This is a genomic window from Paenibacillus nanchangensis, from assembly GCF_046543445.1.
In the GTDB taxonomy this organism is placed as follows: Bacteria; Bacillota; Bacilli; order Paenibacillales; family Paenibacillaceae; genus Paenibacillus_AQ; species Paenibacillus_AQ nanchangensis.
This window is the reverse complement of record NZ_JBHOFD010000042.1, coordinates 1-14,827: the sequence shown is the minus strand read 5'-3', so window position 1 is coordinate 14,827 and position 14,827 is coordinate 1. Positions and strand designations below refer to the sequence as shown.

Annotated in this window: 16 protein-coding genes; 3 read left to right on the top strand and 13 right to left on the bottom strand. The window is 50.8% G+C overall.

What is annotated here, in order from left to right:
* The first annotated feature begins 74 nt into the window (after positions 1–74).
* Complete coding sequence (locus ACE6ED_RS25525; RefSeq protein ID WP_410830268.1) at positions 75–923, top strand: DegV family protein; 849 nt, start codon at positions 75–77, stop codon at positions 921–923.
* A gap of 120 nt (positions 924–1,043) precedes the next feature.
* Here the strand turns inward: ACE6ED_RS25525 and ACE6ED_RS25520 are convergent, their stop codons facing one another.
* The 6 genes from ACE6ED_RS25520 to ACE6ED_RS25495 form a co-directional block, all read right to left on the bottom strand.
* Complete coding sequence (locus ACE6ED_RS25520; protein ID WP_410830267.1) at positions 1,044–1,442, bottom strand: RrF2 family transcriptional regulator; 399 nt, start codon at positions 1,440–1,442, stop codon at positions 1,044–1,046.
* Positions 1,443–2,712: 1,270 nt separating this feature from the next.
* Positions 2,713–5,031, bottom strand: a complete 2,319-nt coding sequence (locus ACE6ED_RS25515) for a PAS domain-containing protein (RefSeq protein ID WP_410830266.1) — start codon at positions 5,029–5,031, stop codon at positions 2,713–2,715.
* A 578-nt stretch (positions 5,032–5,609) separates the two neighbouring features.
* Positions 5,610–6,299: an ABC transporter permease gene (locus ACE6ED_RS25510; protein WP_410830265.1), complete on the bottom strand. Its 690-nt coding sequence runs from the start codon at positions 6,297–6,299 to the stop codon at positions 5,610–5,612.
* Positions 6,292–7,212: an ABC transporter ATP-binding protein gene (locus ACE6ED_RS25505; RefSeq protein ID WP_410830264.1), complete on the bottom strand. Its 921-nt coding sequence runs from the start codon at positions 7,210–7,212 to the stop codon at positions 6,292–6,294. The genes ACE6ED_RS25510 and ACE6ED_RS25505 overlap by 8 nt, the downstream gene beginning before the upstream one ends.
* 118 nt (positions 7,213–7,330) lie before the next feature.
* Positions 7,331–8,287: a sensor histidine kinase gene (locus tag ACE6ED_RS25500; protein ID WP_410830263.1), complete on the bottom strand. Its 957-nt coding sequence runs from the start codon at positions 8,285–8,287 to the stop codon at positions 7,331–7,333.
* Positions 8,284–8,997, bottom strand: a complete 714-nt coding sequence (locus ACE6ED_RS25495; protein WP_410830262.1) for a response regulator transcription factor — start codon at positions 8,995–8,997, stop codon at positions 8,284–8,286. The genes ACE6ED_RS25500 and ACE6ED_RS25495 overlap by 4 nt, the downstream gene beginning before the upstream one ends.
* Positions 8,998–9,176: 179 nt before the next feature.
* On the opposite strand from ACE6ED_RS25495, the gene ACE6ED_RS25490 reads away from it, so the two are divergent.
* On the top strand, positions 9,177–10,088 hold the full coding sequence (locus ACE6ED_RS25490; RefSeq protein ID WP_410830261.1) for a copper amine oxidase N-terminal domain-containing protein: 912 nt from the start codon (positions 9,177–9,179) through the stop codon (positions 10,086–10,088).
* Positions 10,089–10,600: 512 nt separating this feature from the next.
* On the opposite strand, the gene ACE6ED_RS25485 is transcribed toward ACE6ED_RS25490, so the two are convergent.
* Positions 10,601–11,083 (bottom strand): GNAT family N-acetyltransferase, encoded by a 483-nt coding sequence (locus ACE6ED_RS25485; RefSeq protein WP_410830260.1) that lies wholly within the window; start codon positions 11,081–11,083, stop codon positions 10,601–10,603.
* A 533-nt stretch (positions 11,084–11,616) separates the two neighbouring features.
* Between ACE6ED_RS25485 and ACE6ED_RS25480 the strand changes: the two genes are divergently transcribed.
* A complete protein-coding gene (locus tag ACE6ED_RS25480; RefSeq protein ID WP_410830259.1) occupies positions 11,617–11,889 on the top strand; it encodes a hypothetical protein in 273 nt (90 codons plus the stop codon).
* A gap of 103 nt (positions 11,890–11,992) precedes the next feature.
* Here the strand turns inward: ACE6ED_RS25480 and ACE6ED_RS25475 are convergent, their stop codons facing one another.
* From ACE6ED_RS25475 to ACE6ED_RS25450, 6 genes are all read right to left on the bottom strand, one after another.
* The gene (locus ACE6ED_RS25475; RefSeq protein WP_410830258.1) at positions 11,993–12,373 is read right to left on the bottom strand and encodes a LytTR family transcriptional regulator DNA-binding domain-containing protein; all 381 of its coding nucleotides are present in this window, start codon (positions 12,371–12,373) and stop codon (positions 11,993–11,995) included.
* Between the two features lie 8 nt (positions 12,374–12,381).
* Positions 12,382–12,513 (bottom strand): AgrD family cyclic lactone autoinducer peptide, encoded by a 132-nt coding sequence (locus ACE6ED_RS25470; RefSeq protein ID WP_410830257.1) that lies wholly within the window; start codon positions 12,511–12,513, stop codon positions 12,382–12,384.
* A 28-nt stretch (positions 12,514–12,541) separates the two neighbouring features.
* A complete protein-coding gene (locus ACE6ED_RS25465) occupies positions 12,542–13,162 on the bottom strand; it encodes a hypothetical protein (RefSeq protein ID WP_410830256.1) in 621 nt (206 codons plus the stop codon).
* A 482-nt stretch (positions 13,163–13,644) separates the two neighbouring features.
* Positions 13,645–14,091 (bottom strand): HEAT repeat domain-containing protein, encoded by a 447-nt coding sequence (locus ACE6ED_RS25460; protein WP_410830255.1) that lies wholly within the window; start codon positions 14,089–14,091, stop codon positions 13,645–13,647.
* A 23-nt stretch (positions 14,092–14,114) separates the two neighbouring features.
* On the bottom strand, positions 14,115–14,531 hold the full coding sequence (locus tag ACE6ED_RS25455; protein ID WP_410830254.1) for a polymorphic toxin type 30 domain-containing protein: 417 nt from the start codon (positions 14,529–14,531) through the stop codon (positions 14,115–14,117).
* A 38-nt stretch (positions 14,532–14,569) separates the two neighbouring features.
* Positions 14,570–14,827, bottom strand: a 258-nt coding sequence (locus ACE6ED_RS25450) for a hypothetical protein (RefSeq protein ID WP_410830253.1), incomplete at its 5' end; no start/stop codon positions are given.

Here is a 14,827-nt window from a genome sequence, read left to right as displayed (position 1 = left end):
GCCCGCTTGCTATAATATAGGGATTACAGCACTCTAATCCCTAAGGTTATCCGAGAAACGGTGAGGAGAAATTCATGTCTAAGGTAAAGATTTTTTCAGACAGTACTTCCGATCTGCCGCAGAGTTGGAAGGAAACGTACGACATCGGCATTGTCCCGCTGTACGTGGTATTCGGCGACGGCACGTTCAGGGACGGAGTCGATATCACCCCGGAGGAAGTCTACCGCAGAGTAGCGGCCAGCGGTTCGCTCCCCAAGACGGCGGCGCCGTCGCCCGCGGATTTTATGGCTGCCTTTGGGCCAAGCATCGAAGCCGGCCATGACATTGTTTACGTCGGCCTGTCTTCTGCGCTTTCATCCACTTATCAAAACGCGCTGATCGCTGCCGGTGAATTCCCCGAAGGGCGCGTGCGGATCGTCGATTCGCGTACGCTGTGCGGCGGAATTGCACTTCTGGCCATGAAAGCGGCACGCGCCGCGGAAGCCGGCCGCAGCGCAGCGGAAATCGCGGCACTGCTCGAAACGTCCAGAGATAAAGTGGACAGTCAATTTGTAGTCGATACATTAGATTACTTATACATGGGGGGCCGCTGCTCAGGCATGCAGAATTTTATCGGCAGCCTGCTGAAGATCCGGCCTGTACTTAGAATGATTGACGGGCGTATTGTTCCGACAGGCAAAATCCGGGGCAAAAAAGAAAAAGCCGTCGAGCAGATGCTGATTAACGCCATGCCCGATGCGCCGCGAATGGACAAGGAACTGCTTATTGTCGCCCACACGCTGGCGGAACAGGATGCCGAATATCTTCGGTCCGCCCTCCAGGCGGCAACCGACGTGCGGGAAATCGCTATTATCAACGCCGGCTGTGTAATCGGCAGCCACTGCGGCCCGAATACGGTTGGGCTGATGTACATGACGGAATAAGCCATTATCTATTCCTGCTTACAATAACACGTCAAATAAAAAAGGAACCTTAGGCCGTTTTGCGTTTTGGCCCAGTAGGTTCCTTTTTTTGCTGCCTAATGCCTTCCACGTTCCTCTAGATCAGGTTGTGGGCAGCTTTTTGGCCACATCGGCTATTTTGGTATTCCGCAAATAATCCTCCATGCGGCGTTCGGCCTCGATAACCACCTGCTGTACCAGGCAGTCTTCCCCATGATCGAGACTGCATTCAAACAGCGAAGCGGTCCCTTCAATCGCCTGTATCACGTCAAGGAACGATACCTCTTCTCTTCCGTGCCGCAGCCGGTAACCGCCATTCGCTCCCGGAGCGGACTGGATCAGCCCGGCCTTCACCAGCTTGGTGAGCATCTTGGACAAATACGTTTGAGACACGCCCAGCTTCTCGGCCAGCAGCTGTACGCTGACCGGCTTGTTAGGCGCAGCGCTCACAAAGTACAGCATGACGTGCAGGGCGTAATCGGTTGCTTGTGAATATTTCATTTTCCGCCTCCATTATGGACTCAGTAAGTCTATAATAACGCCGATAGGCGCCGCAGGCAAGCGAATCTGTCCCCTAACAGCGCTCCTAAGCTTTTGTTTGGCTTTTACCTAAGCTTTTGTTAGTCTTACCTAACTCAACTTTCGCAGCTAGAAAAATGGCTTAAACCCTTGTACGCGTAAGGAGAATTCGTATTGACAAAAAACACCTCGCTTGTGCGGTAGCATGGTAGTGCGACCAACCATGCCAACAAGAAAGGTGCGTAACTCTATATTACAGCAACATTCCTTGCCTGAACACAGTCTCGCCTTTTCCAAACTTTGGAGGCGTTTTGAAGCAGCTATGCGTTATACTCCCCTATGACTTTCTTACCGGACTCAGGGGACCCTATTTGCTGATTATTCCGTGTTTTGGCAAAGTGCCGGACTCAGCTTCCCTTATTTACGTGGAAATTCCATCGTATGGATGTTTTCGGCACGAATAACGGATCTGGAGTCCGCAAGGCAACCCAAACGCCCACGAATTTCAGAAATAACGTCCTCTGGGTCCGGAAAAACCTCGGTATCGCGTGCGGTGGTAATCCGCTACAGGTGTGTCGCAGGGGAAGATTCGTTCCAGTTAGTTCAACGACAACAGCGGCAGCAAAGACATTGTTTATTTGGTCCGCCGCTGCTTTTATTAACTCAACTTTTGCAGCCTGAGATCGGGCAGCGAAGGCTAGATCAGCAGCGCAACCTGAGATCGGCAGCGCAACCTGAGATCGGCAGCACAGCCTGAGATCGGCAGATACGCCTTGAGATCACTGGGCAAACCGGAGATCCAGTGCTGGGGTTGACTTTGAATTAGGGTGGAGCATTTCTTCCCAACCTGAGTCGGAATTCGTTCAGCCGTTCTGTGAGTTGTGCCAAGGCAACCGCCCAGTGTAGGGTGTTAACTTCATCGCGCCGTAAATAAAATAGCACACCGAGCGGTGCGTTCGCCGCGGGCGAAGCGGTGTTTTTCTATTTGTTCAAGACGATTACTTCATTGCGGTTAAATCCGCGCCAGGTCTGGAGCTTAGCTGATTTTCGCTCTGCGAAAGTTGAGTTACCTAAACTTATTCTGGCTTCTGGCTTCATGCCTGGTTTGGTTCCTGGTTTGGTTCCTGGTTTGGTTCCTGATTGGGTTTCCAGGTTGACTGCCGGGACAACAACGGCCCTGGAACGGTTGAAACAAACAGGGGCAGGGGCAGACGCCTAAGCCTGCCCTGCCTGCTCCGCTCTATTGGGCTGCTTACTCCTCTTCCTCCGGCACATTGGCCACCGCATCTTCGCCTTCACGATGGAACGGAAGCATAAACCGGAAGGTGGAGCCTTTATGCTCTTCACTTTCCACAAAAATCGTCCCGCCCATCAGCTCAACCAGCTGCTTGCAGATCGACAGTCCAAGTCCCGTGCCTCCCTGCTTCCGGTTGATAATCGGATGCAGCTGTGAAAACGACTGGAACAGCAGATTCAGCTTATCTGCCGGAATTCCAATCCCCGTATCCTTTACGGAGAATTCGAGCAGGAAGTTGGAGGATTGCGGAAGAACGATAAATTTCACCGATAACGTTACGCTGCCTGTCTCCGTAAACTTGATCGCATTCCCCACCAGATTAACGATGATTTGCTGCAGGCGCACCGGATCAGCCGACAAGGTCTCCGGCACCTTGGGATCGGCCTGCCAGCGCAGGGCCAGTCCCTTCTCCTCCGCTTTTGGAGTGAACAAATCCACGATTGCCGACAGCATATCCCTCACACTAAAGTTCTCCGTCTGCAGCGGCATTTTACCTGCTTCAATTTTGCTGAAGTCCAGGATGTCATTCAAAATCTGCAGCAGGCTGTAGCTGCTGCTCCGTAAAATTTCGGCATATCCCTGCTGCTCTTCGTTCAGGCCGCTGTCCAGCAGCAGATCCGCCATCCCGATCATCCCGTTCATCGGCGTGCGGATTTCATGCCCCATCATTGCCAAAAACTCCGATTTGACCCGGGCGGCCTGCTCGGCCGACTCTTTGGCGCGGATGATCTCGCGTTCATTGGTGATATCGCTGAAGACAACAACAGCGCCGCGAATCGTGCCGTTATCCAAAATAGGCGCCACACGGTAATTGACGAGAAAACTTGTGCCATCTTTGCGCCAAAACACTTCTTCTTCCACGCTGCGGGTCAGCCCATCCCGGATGGTCCGGCTGATCGGGCAATGGTCCGTGCAATAGCGGTTACCGTCCGGACGGGTATGATGAATCCGCGCCAAGCTGTTCAGCCCGATGAATTCCTGACGCTTATAACCGAGCATATCCGCTCCCGCCGCGTTAACGAAGATGGTCTCTCCATCCCGGTTCAGGCCAAAAATCCCTTCAGACACCGAATCCAAAATTAGGCTGTGCCGGTCGCTCAGTTCCTTGACCTGCTCCATTGCCCGGATCTGATCGCTGACATCCATAAGAATGGCATAGATCCCCGTCAGCTTGCCATCCACAATGATAGGGACAAAGGAACAGTGCGTCCACAGCAATCCTCCGCTTTTGCAGCACACCTTGACCATAAAATGCTGAGGCCCTTCCTGCTGAGTCGCCATGAACTTCTGCTCCGCCAACGTCCGGTCCTCAGGATGAACCAGTTCGCGGGTATTCATCTGCCGCATTTCCTGCTTGGTGTACCCGATCAGACGCTGCATGGTCTCGTTCACATCCAGAATATGGCCGTTCAAATCGACGGAACAAATTCCGGAGGACGTGTATTCAAACAGCGACTTGTACCGCTGCCGGCTCTCCTGCAGCCGGTTCTGCGAAGCAATCCGCTCGGTCACGTCCCGGGAGACGACAACGACCTCCCGCTCTCCTTCTTCCCCCGCGTTGCCCGTAAACCGGGCGGTGCTTTCGATCCACACGTAATGGCCTTGCGCATGGAGAATGCGGATCACAACAGGCGGAATGTTTTCGTCTTCCAGCCGTTCGCGCGCATAAGCCGTCAGCATCGCAATATCCTGCGGATGGATCAGCGGCAAAATGTGCTTGCCTATGATCTCATCCGGCTTGTACCCGAGCAGCGCTTCGCTGGCAGGCGAGGCATAAGTACAGATTAACGTACCATCTGCGGTGAGAGTGGAGATCAGATCGCGGGAGTGCTCCGAGATCAGCCGGTATTGACTTTCGCTGCGGCGGAGGCGCTGTTCGATTTTTTTTTGCTCCGAAATATCCTTGGTGATGCCGTAGACCCCGATGACCTGTTCGGCTACCCGTATTGGCACATAAGTGACCGCTGCCGTACGCTCCTCACCGGATTTATGCACAAAGCTCATTTCAAAAGATGTGGATTGGCCCTCCAAAGCAAGCTGAAAATGCCGCATGCGGATGTCCGCGCTTTCCTGGCTGTAAAAATGATGCTGCGGAAGCGTGACAATCTCTTCGGCCGAATACCCCGTAATCCGTTCCGCCGAGCTGTTGGCGTCCAAATAGGCGCCTGATAAATCCATTATATATATGGAATCCGGGTGATTTTCGTACAATGACCGATAGGCTCCGGTTTCTGCAATCAATTGTTTCAATACCGTCGTCTTGTCCGTATACACGGTCCACTTCCTCTCTTGCGGCTGGCTATAAGACCGGCATTATGATCGGCACCAGGGATGCTGCCCGCCGCTTAGCACCGAATTTCTTACTATATAGACTGAACCTAAGAAGGACAGGTGGAGCGGAGCTGTCACTGCGGCCAATTTGGGACTTCCGGTTGCTGTTATTTTCGGAGTTCCTAATTGGTATTCCTGATTTAGCGGGAGAACTCCGAAAATAAAGGCAAACGCGTTCGCTCCTACAGCTCCAAATTGCCTCCGTGCCATCCCCGCCATCCTGTATTTCATCAGTTCAGTCTATATAATTATAACAAAATTTTTTCGGTCTCCGCACAATCCGCCGGCCGTCGACGATGACGCTGACGGTTCTATGTAAAGTGTACACGCCGTATAGAAGATGGACAAGACTGCAAGAGACCTAATGCCATCCTAAAGTTGCAGGAAATGGTCATATCAAGCGGCGCATCTCTGTTCCGGGACATAAAAAAGCCGCTCCTAACGGCCCAAAGCCGTTTTGGAAGCAGCTGTGTATATCTTTGCTGGGTATTGACGGAACCCTGACCCTGATCAAATGAACGTTATGCGACGTCCTCCGTCTCGATATTGCGAAGCGAAGCTGCACCAACCAGCAGACCGATTACGGCCATTACCGCCGTCACGATGATGAAGTCGCCCATCCGTACAGAACCAAAATCGCCCGAGACGATAGCCGTCACAATAATGGAGGTGACAATGGTTGCCTGAATCGACTTTTTCCGCAGTCCGAAATACAGCGGGATCAAACTCATACAAGCGGTCAGGATGGCGGCGAGGCCGATCTTAATCAACTGGTCCAGCAGCAGCGCCTGATCCGGGAGACCCGGGAAGTGGCCGGTTGCTTTGTTGATCGCCACAAGAATGACGCCGACAACCAAATTGGTGACGATTACGCTGAAAAAAGCAAACAGACCTACAATGAGCAGCTTGGCGGCCATTATTTTTTTACGCGGGATCGGGTACATAAACAGCTGGGTAATCGTATTGCTCCGGTATTCCCCAATGACCAACCGGCTGAGCACCACGCTTGCGAAGACGATAAAGGTAGCTCTAACAAAAATTAGCAGCGTATCAAATATATCCTTGTACGTCTTGAACTCCTGACTCTCCGTCTGATCTATGAACACCAGCAGCACCATAAAAGCGAGAATGGCCAGGTTGGCGATGATCACGCCTTTCAGCATGCCCATGATTCGATTTTTGCGGAATTCCAGCGCCATCAGCTTAAGCAATGTGCTCACCCCCGATCAATTCCATAAAGTAATCTTCCAGTGAATGATATTTTTTGCGGACACTCTCCAGCGCCACATCTTCCAGCGCCAGCGCCTTGTTCAGCTCCACCGGGGTCACGCCGGCGTCGTAAATCCGGATCGCCCCTCCATCGGTCAGTTTAAAATTGCGGAGGCCCAGCTTATGCTCAAGCACATACACCGCTTTGCCGCTATCTTGTGTTACAAGCTCAATATATTCCGTATTTTGCTCACGAATCTGCAGCATCCCGACTTCCTTCACCAGACGTCCTTCCTTAATAACACCTACCGTGTCCGCAATCTGCTCAATCTCGCCTAAAATATGACTGGAAATCAGCAGGGTCATACCGTAGTCGCGGCTGAGCATCCGGAAGACCTCCCGCAGTTCCTTGATCCCCACAGGATCCAGTCCGTTGATCGGTTCGTCCAGAATCAGCAGCTCAGGTTTCGTCATTACCGCTCTTGCAATCCCAAGCCGCTGTTTCATCCCAAGCGAAAATTGCTTGACAGGCTTGTTGTCAATACCGTGCAGCTTCACCAGCTCCAGCGCTTCATGAATCGCCTGTTTGTTGTGGTAACCCATGTATTCGCCGTGCAGCAGCAGATTCTCCCGCGCAGACAATCGTTCGTAAAACACCGGATACTCAATGATGCTGCCCATCCGTTTCAGCATTTCATACGAGCCGTCCGTGACCTTGCTGCCAAACACTTCAATATCTCCCGATGTCGGTTTGACCAGATTGGTGATCATTTTCATTACGGTCGTCTTGCCCGCGCCGTTTGGCCCAAGAAAACCGTAAATTTCGCCTTGGCGGACGGTCATATCCACCCCATTTACTACTTCTTTGCCTTTGTACGTCTTGGTTAGTTTGCGTGTTCTTAGAATCGTCTCCATCGCCCCGTGTCTCCTTTACCCTTTGGTTCGTTCTTCTTATGAATCTTATAGTACACGGTGGAATTTGCTTTTTTCTTACCCGATTCTTACATAATTCTTAAGTGTGTGTACGGCGTATTTATCCTTTATTAAGCTGTGCGGAAAAAGAGATCCGGCGAAATGACACCGTAAACGCCGTTTTGACACCGGGGACGCTGCTTAAAGCGATGCTGCCGTCCATCTGTTCGGTGAGCCGCTTCGTAATCGTCAGGCCGAGACCGCTTCCCTGATAGGCCCGGTTCCGGGAATCCTCCAGCGTATACAGCCGCTCGAACACCTTGTCGGCATGCGCTTCGGCGATTCCTTTGCCCCGGTCCCACACCTCAATATACGCGCTTGTCCGGTCGGCGTACAGCTTAAGTCCAATCATGTGTCCGTCGGCTCCGTACCGGATGGCGTTGGAAATCAGATTATTCAAAATCCGGTTCAGCGCTTCCTTGTTCCCCATAATGTAGACGGGTTCTTCGGGCAGTTCAATCCGCACCTCGGTGCCCCCCGCTTCCAGGAGATCGTAAAAGGCTAGCATGTTATGCCGGCATATTTCCCCCAGCTCCACCCGGGACAGCTCCGGTGCGGCGTCTCCCGATTCCAGCTTGGCCAGGTCAAAAAACGCGTTCATCAGCCCGATGGTCTCCTCGGCTTTCGCATGGATCGCCTGTACAATCCGTTCCCGCTCCCTATCAGGCAAAGCGGCGCCCCGGGCCAGCGTTTCACTGTAACCGAGGACAACCGTCAGCGGCGTCTTCAGGTCGTGGGACATGTTCGCCAGCATGTTGCGCATCGAACGTTCCAGCCGCGCCCGTTCGACGCCCCCCTTGTGGTTGACATCCAGCAGCCGGTTCAGATCGTTCAGCAGTTCGCGGACCCTGGCGTCCCCGCTGAACAGCAGCAGCCGCTCATTGCTGCCTTCGTCCAGGATGCGGTTCAGCTTCTCATGGACGTAACGCAGCTGCTTTGAACGCGACCTCAGTGCGGCAGCCTGCCAGGCGGCAAGGCCAAGCAAAATCAGGACGGCACCTGCCAGCAGCGCCGTCATTCCGCCACTTCTCCCAGCTTGTAGCCGATTCCCCATAAGGTTTTAATGTAGCGGGGATTCGACGGATCGTCTTCGATTTTTTCGCGGAGCCTGCGCATATGTACATTAATTACGTTTTCGTCGCCGTAGTATTCCTCTTCCCAAACACTGCTGTAAATCTGGGCTTTCGTAAATACTCTGCCCGGGTGGGCCACAAACAGCTTCAGAATCTGAAACTCCTTGGCCGTCAGTTTAATGGTTTCTCCGTTTTTCTCAGCCGTATAGTTATCCAGATCGACCAAAAGCCCCGGCAGGCGGACCCGGTTTGGCTCCTGTGCAGGCTGGTTATCCGCAGGTTGTGCCGCATACCCCGCCCGGCGGAGTGCCGCTTTGACCCGGGCCGTCAGCTCGATCATTGAAAACGGCTTGGTGATATAATCGTCCGCCCCATGCCCCAGACCAAGCGCTTTATCTACGTCACTGTCTTTGGCGGACATGATCAGCACGGGCACGTAGCTGTCCGAGCGGATCCTGCGGAGCACCTCAAAGCCTCCCGTTCCCGGCAGCATTAAATCCAAAATAACAAGAGCGTATGCGCCGCCGCGAAACCGGGACAAAGCCTCATCCCCGTCGTAAGCCGCATCCACCTCATACCCTTCCATTCTCAAATAGGAACAGACCATATCGCTGATAGACATATCGTCCTCCACCAGCAGCAGCCGTTTTCCCATATTTTATCCTCCTTTGGCCTTGCGTCCCCTCTCCCTGGCGGAGCCGCAGTCCCATCTGCTAAACTATCAGATAGATAATCTCATGATATCTATTATCAGGAGGACTGACAATACGGAGGGCGTTTGAACTCCCTGTTTCAGCGGGTATAAATACCTATTGCCGTAAAGGAGTGAGGTTAATGATGCTGAAAAAGCCGGCCGCCGCTGTTCTGGCCGTATCGTTACTAACGGCGGGTGCCGTTTGGAAGGCCCCTTCCGCTGAAGCGGCCGATCAGCCCATTACGATAACGATAAACGAACAAAAAGCAGCAACCGATGTGCAGCCCTACATCAAGCAGGGCGCTACAATGGTTCCGCTGAGCATCGTGGCGAAGCTCCCGGGCGTAACTGCGGGCTGGAACAACACCTCGAAGACGGTAACGGTGAAAAGCGAGACAGGCACCGTTAAGCTTATTTCGGGCCAAGGGACAGCCACGGTGAACGGCAAAACGGTCCGGCTGTCCGTGCCGTCCGAGATGCTGCAGGGCCGGATTATGGTGCCGCTCCGCTTCGTCTCGGAAGCTTCCGGCGCCGGGGTGGCCTGGAACCAAAGCCAGCGGACGGCCCAGGTCGGCAAAGCATCGGCCCAGACGGTCGCGCGGCTGGACGCCAAGTCACTGGCGACAGGCCGTAATGCAGCGCTGACGCTGCCGCGGCTGTCTTCATTGCCGCGGATGCTGTCCGAGGTCAGCACGGCAGGGCTTGTGGCGAATTTTTATTTTCCCAAAGGCCGGTCCGACCTGTTTTTCGTACGCAGCTCGGATGTCATCTCGGCCTATAAGGTCCGGGGCGCAGCTGCTTTTGAGGTCTGGAACGCCAGGCTGAAGCTGGGGCAGGAGCTTAAATCGGGACGGCCGTTTCCGTTCCTCCCGTACGCCCTGGTCGCGCAGAACGGCGAGAAACCGCCTGTCTCCGGCACTTTCGCCGCATTTTCGCTTGTGCCTAGCTCCGGCGAGGTATCCTACCGCCTGATCACCGCAGACGGCGACGAATCCGGCTCCGGCCAGCAAAAAAGCGACGGAGCGTTTGTGGTGGAGATTCCGGCGGAGTAAGGGGAGTAAAAGCGTAGTTGCGGTAGTGGTACTGAGGGGAACTGGAGTAACGAGGGTACGAGTAACAGCAGCAGTATCGGCAGTCGTAACTGAATAAGAGCAATGCGAAACACCCCACCCCCTTCCCGTTCCCGGCTAAGCCGGTGGGAAGGGGTATTTTTATGAGACTCCTCTAAGACTCCTAAAAGACTCCTAAAAGACTTCTAAAGGACTTCTAAAGGACTTTCAATAACTCCTTAATTCAATAGCACCTTAAAGAATTGAACAACCTCTTAAAGAATTCAACAACCCGCAATCTGTCGCCTTCAGTCAGCTTCAGCCGGAAGTCCCTAACCTGGGCAGTGCATCGAAATCCACACAATTGGAAGCCCACTCTAATCAGGACAGCGCATCGACAAGCCACACAGCTGGATGCCCTCCCTAATCAGGACAGCTCATCGACAAGCCACACAGCTGGATGCCCTCCCTAATCAGGACAGCTCATCGACAAGCCACACAGCTGGATGCCCACCCTAAACATGGCTGCGCATCGACAGAAACAGCACCGGCTGGCCCGCCACCGTGCTGTAGAACGTCATTTTGGGCTGGAAACCCGCTTTGGAATAGGCTTTGACTGCCCGCTCATTAAACGCGGCCACCACCAGTTGGTATTTGGAGAAGTTCAGCGTGTCTCCCATAAACCTGAGCGCTTCCTTGAGAAATCCACTCCCCCGGCCTACGCCCGTTAAGTCCGGCCGCAATCCGAGTCCGATATCGATCCAGTCCGGATCATTGTAAATCCCCGCGTCGTAACCTCCCGCCACTCTGGCGGACTGGCCGCCGCACACAAATCCTACGATTTTGCCCGATTCGTCTTGTGCATAATAATAGTCCCCATTCAGAAACTCCGCCACACAGTCGTCGCTTCCGTCCATACTGTATATGCCGTAAGGCGGCGGATAGGTCCAAACTGCGATTTCCCGCGCAACCGCCTCGTTCATTGCTGAAAATTTCATAGTGCTCCTCCTTGGGAAGGGATCAATAGTAATAGAAGAAATAAAAGATAAAATAAACAATTGCCTTTCTCGTTACAATGCCCGGTTTACACAATCTTTTTACTCGCATTGTAACATGAAAGCTCCCTTCCAGTTCATCCAGAAGGATCGGTATAATAAGGTCAGAGCGGGAGGGAGAATGTTGGAGAAGCGGAAAACAAAACGGGATCAGAACGAAGAACTGAAACAGACAGCAGAACGGGAATTAACAGCAAGGCTCAAACAGAAAGCTAGACTCGAACAGAAAGCTAGACTTGAACAAAAACTTAAGGAGCAGCAGCAAAAAAGCCAGCGAGCTGAAATTCTTCGTGCACTGCCCTTGCCTTTGTCCAATGTGATCGAGGCTTCTGCTTTCGTTATCTCTCCAGAGCGGGAACGTATCCTGGAAACGGTGCATGCAAAATGGAACAACGACCTGCACAAACACGATTTTGCCGAACGTTACGGCAAGTTCAGACAGGAAATTCAGTTGGGAGCACGAGGTGGCGGCATATGTGGAGGAAACAACGTTGGATTTTGCCCGGCAGCCGGCCTACTTGTATTTCGGCCTTGCGGATTGTCCGCTGTTCGTTGTCGACGGAAACTGGGCGATTCAGCATTTTTCCCAGCTGTGGACGAGCATTCATTTCGAGGATTGGTGGTTGTTCTGCCCGGATCTAAGCTGCGGGCTGATTATTTCCCGGTACGGAGGTTATTTGGAGCATGACCCGAATCCGGAGGAGATTTTGTATGCGGTAACCGTGTGGGGAAGTGGGGAGGAGACTTAATCTATCTGTTAGTGTGTAATTAATTCCCTTTGTAATGAATTTTAAACCCCGGGAAAGGTTCGGTTATATACCGCCCCTTTCCCACATCTCGGCCGGACGGCCATCAGCACAACAAGATAGGCAGATTCAGTGACAGTAGGCCATCTTTTACTTCTTTTAGTCCACTGGACGACATGGTGCAAAACTTGCTTCGGTCATCCTTATCAAAGTAGGCAAGTTTGAGAATTGGATTAATGTCATAAATATTGCGGAGATTGATGCTGTTATTCCGGTCGGCAAGGACGAAATCATAACCGCTCTGGTTTAATACATGCGTCCAGTATTTTAGCGTCCCTGTCGTATAAAAAACATCGGTTAACGTATGTACCAGGATAATTCCCGATCGGCCGTTTACCCCCAGAAACAGCACCTTATCCAGTGGCAGCTGCACCATTCCGGCATCGCCTTCCATGTCCGGGGTTACGCTTAAAAATCCCATCGCCATTATCCTTCCTATTTCAATAACTCTTCAGGAACCTCTGGCTGATTGACGTACGCCACACTCATTGAACGGACAACCACAAGTGCCATTGCCGCTAGTAATGAAGCAGCCGTATAGGTCATTTTGTAAGCTAGTGTTCTCATATGAATCACCTCCTTTCCATTAAACGTTTTATTCTCTTTCGCGGCGCACCGCATAGTACAGCAGGAATCCCATCGTCATTGTAAAAAGCAGACCGTTGAGCATTAGCTTTTTGTAGTAAAACAAGAACGAAACCAGGATAAGAAATGAGCCAATCAGAAAAATAATTAAGATATCTTCAAAACGGTATCTTAATTTCTCAAAATCAAACTTGAAGCCCAGTCCCAACTTATACAAAAGATTAGACATCATAATAATGATAACCCCAGTCGAAAACTGAAGCAGCCACCCGGCGGACAAATCGCGCTGAACTTTGGATATAGATCCGATTAAGGTCAGCAACAATCCCGTTTGGATAAAAGCAAAAATTACAAAGCCTAAGCACGTAGCGATAATTGACCATACCAAAGGGATTTTAACCACGACTGCAAAAAATACAACGAAGATAAATATGGTGAGCAAAGGAACCAGAAATTCAAGAGACAAGTCATGGCGCATAAGATAGCTTTGCACATTATTAAGTAGAACCATAACCATAGCTTCCCAGAAGTAAGTTGAAGATTTGTAACGAAACAAAGCCATAATCAGACAGTAAAGGGATATAGTTTCAATAGTCGAAAAAAACATAAACCCAAGCGGTTCCCAGTTCACCTGTATCGCCATCCCAATTCGACAGTATTAGTGTAATTATATACCTTTATATGGAAGTTGAATATCATATTTTTTCTTTAATTTTGTTGAATTTGGTAATTTCATTTCTCTTTTAGACAATAAGAGTCCATAAAATTAAAGTGGAGAATGCGACTAATGCTATTTCATCCTCCCTATCAGGCGGCCCTTTCTACAGTTTCGAGTAGATTAAAAAACGCAAGAAAATAAAGATAACAAAAAACAGGTCAATCATGGTGGTATCTGACCATAATCGACCTGTTCAACGCAACGGAATAGCGCTATTAGGTAATAAAGTAAAAGCATCTTATATACGTGCAACCGTAATAGAGAAATCTTTATGCGGGCATTACATGGGTTAAAGGTGTTATTGGTTGAATGAAGGGGCCATTCCATACTGGGTATCCCTTAGTGTTTAGGTTTGTTGGTTGTATTGTACGAGCTTGTTGTGGGGTCTGTAAACACTAATTACAATTCATTTTTTTAATCCTAAAATCAATTTCACAAAGTGCTTCTTGCGCAGCTTCCTTTATCTCTTCGTCATCGTAAATTAAGTATTTCTCTAATATAGATCTATATTCTTTTTTACCTGAGAACCCGAGAAACGATAGCACATAAGATAAATGTGCTTCGTCAAAGTCTGACAAATAGGGTAACAATATATCAAATGAAACCTCTGTGCCGACATTTTGATAAACCAAAGCGTTATTCACAGCGTTTAATAGATTCTCTCTTACTGAGCCACCTATATCCTGAACTACATATGATAACATTAAATTTACTACCTCAATAACTTCATCTTTCTCAACGCTGCTGTATTCAAAAATGTCTCCGATCTCACTAATTTCATTTTCTTGCTCTAACTCAGTTTCTAAAGTAAATATATTATTTGTTTTTTTTACTAGATTCATAGACATCTTCCTACCATCCTTTACTATTCTGGGTTTTTAATAGGAATATGAGTCCGGTTAGCAATATCCTCATTATAAAACGGGCTATCAACATTGGATATTCCTGGTGGCTGGAACCTTCCCGTAACAGGATCATAATACTTTTTCCCTTCCTGGACTCGAACAATCCAACCATTCGCAGCATTACTTCCCGCTGGCGCAGAAGCATCAGGACCATGAACACGAACTCGCATTGTTTTCCCATCCTGTACCCACTTATACTCAAAACCTTCCGTTACCTTTCCCTCTATCGGAGTCAATTCCCTTCTTGTTGCATTTTCAGGGATTCGAGATAAAATATCATCTATTGAAGCTCCTTTTATGTCACTAAAATCTCCAACCTTACCTGTTCCAAGTTTATTAGGAGCTTTGGGCGTCCCCTCAATACCCTTCCCTTCCACGTCCGCAGGCTTCGCCGGATCCCCCATCTTCGGACTCGTCAATTTATCATTAACTCCGCCCAGTCCGTCTCCACCTCGCCCATCCAGTACAACGCTTCGGCTGTCTTTAGGGTCGGGCTCTGCAGCCCTTTACCTAAGGCGGCCAGGCCAGAACCCGCCGTATTGCCGATTCCCGCTATCGCTACTTGGGGGCCAAGCCCGTTTCGCAAGCCTTCCATCATTTCAGGGATGGCCTTCTTTGCTGCATCCGCCAGCTCTCGGGTGACTTTGATCCCGCCTTTTACCGCCTTCCCTGA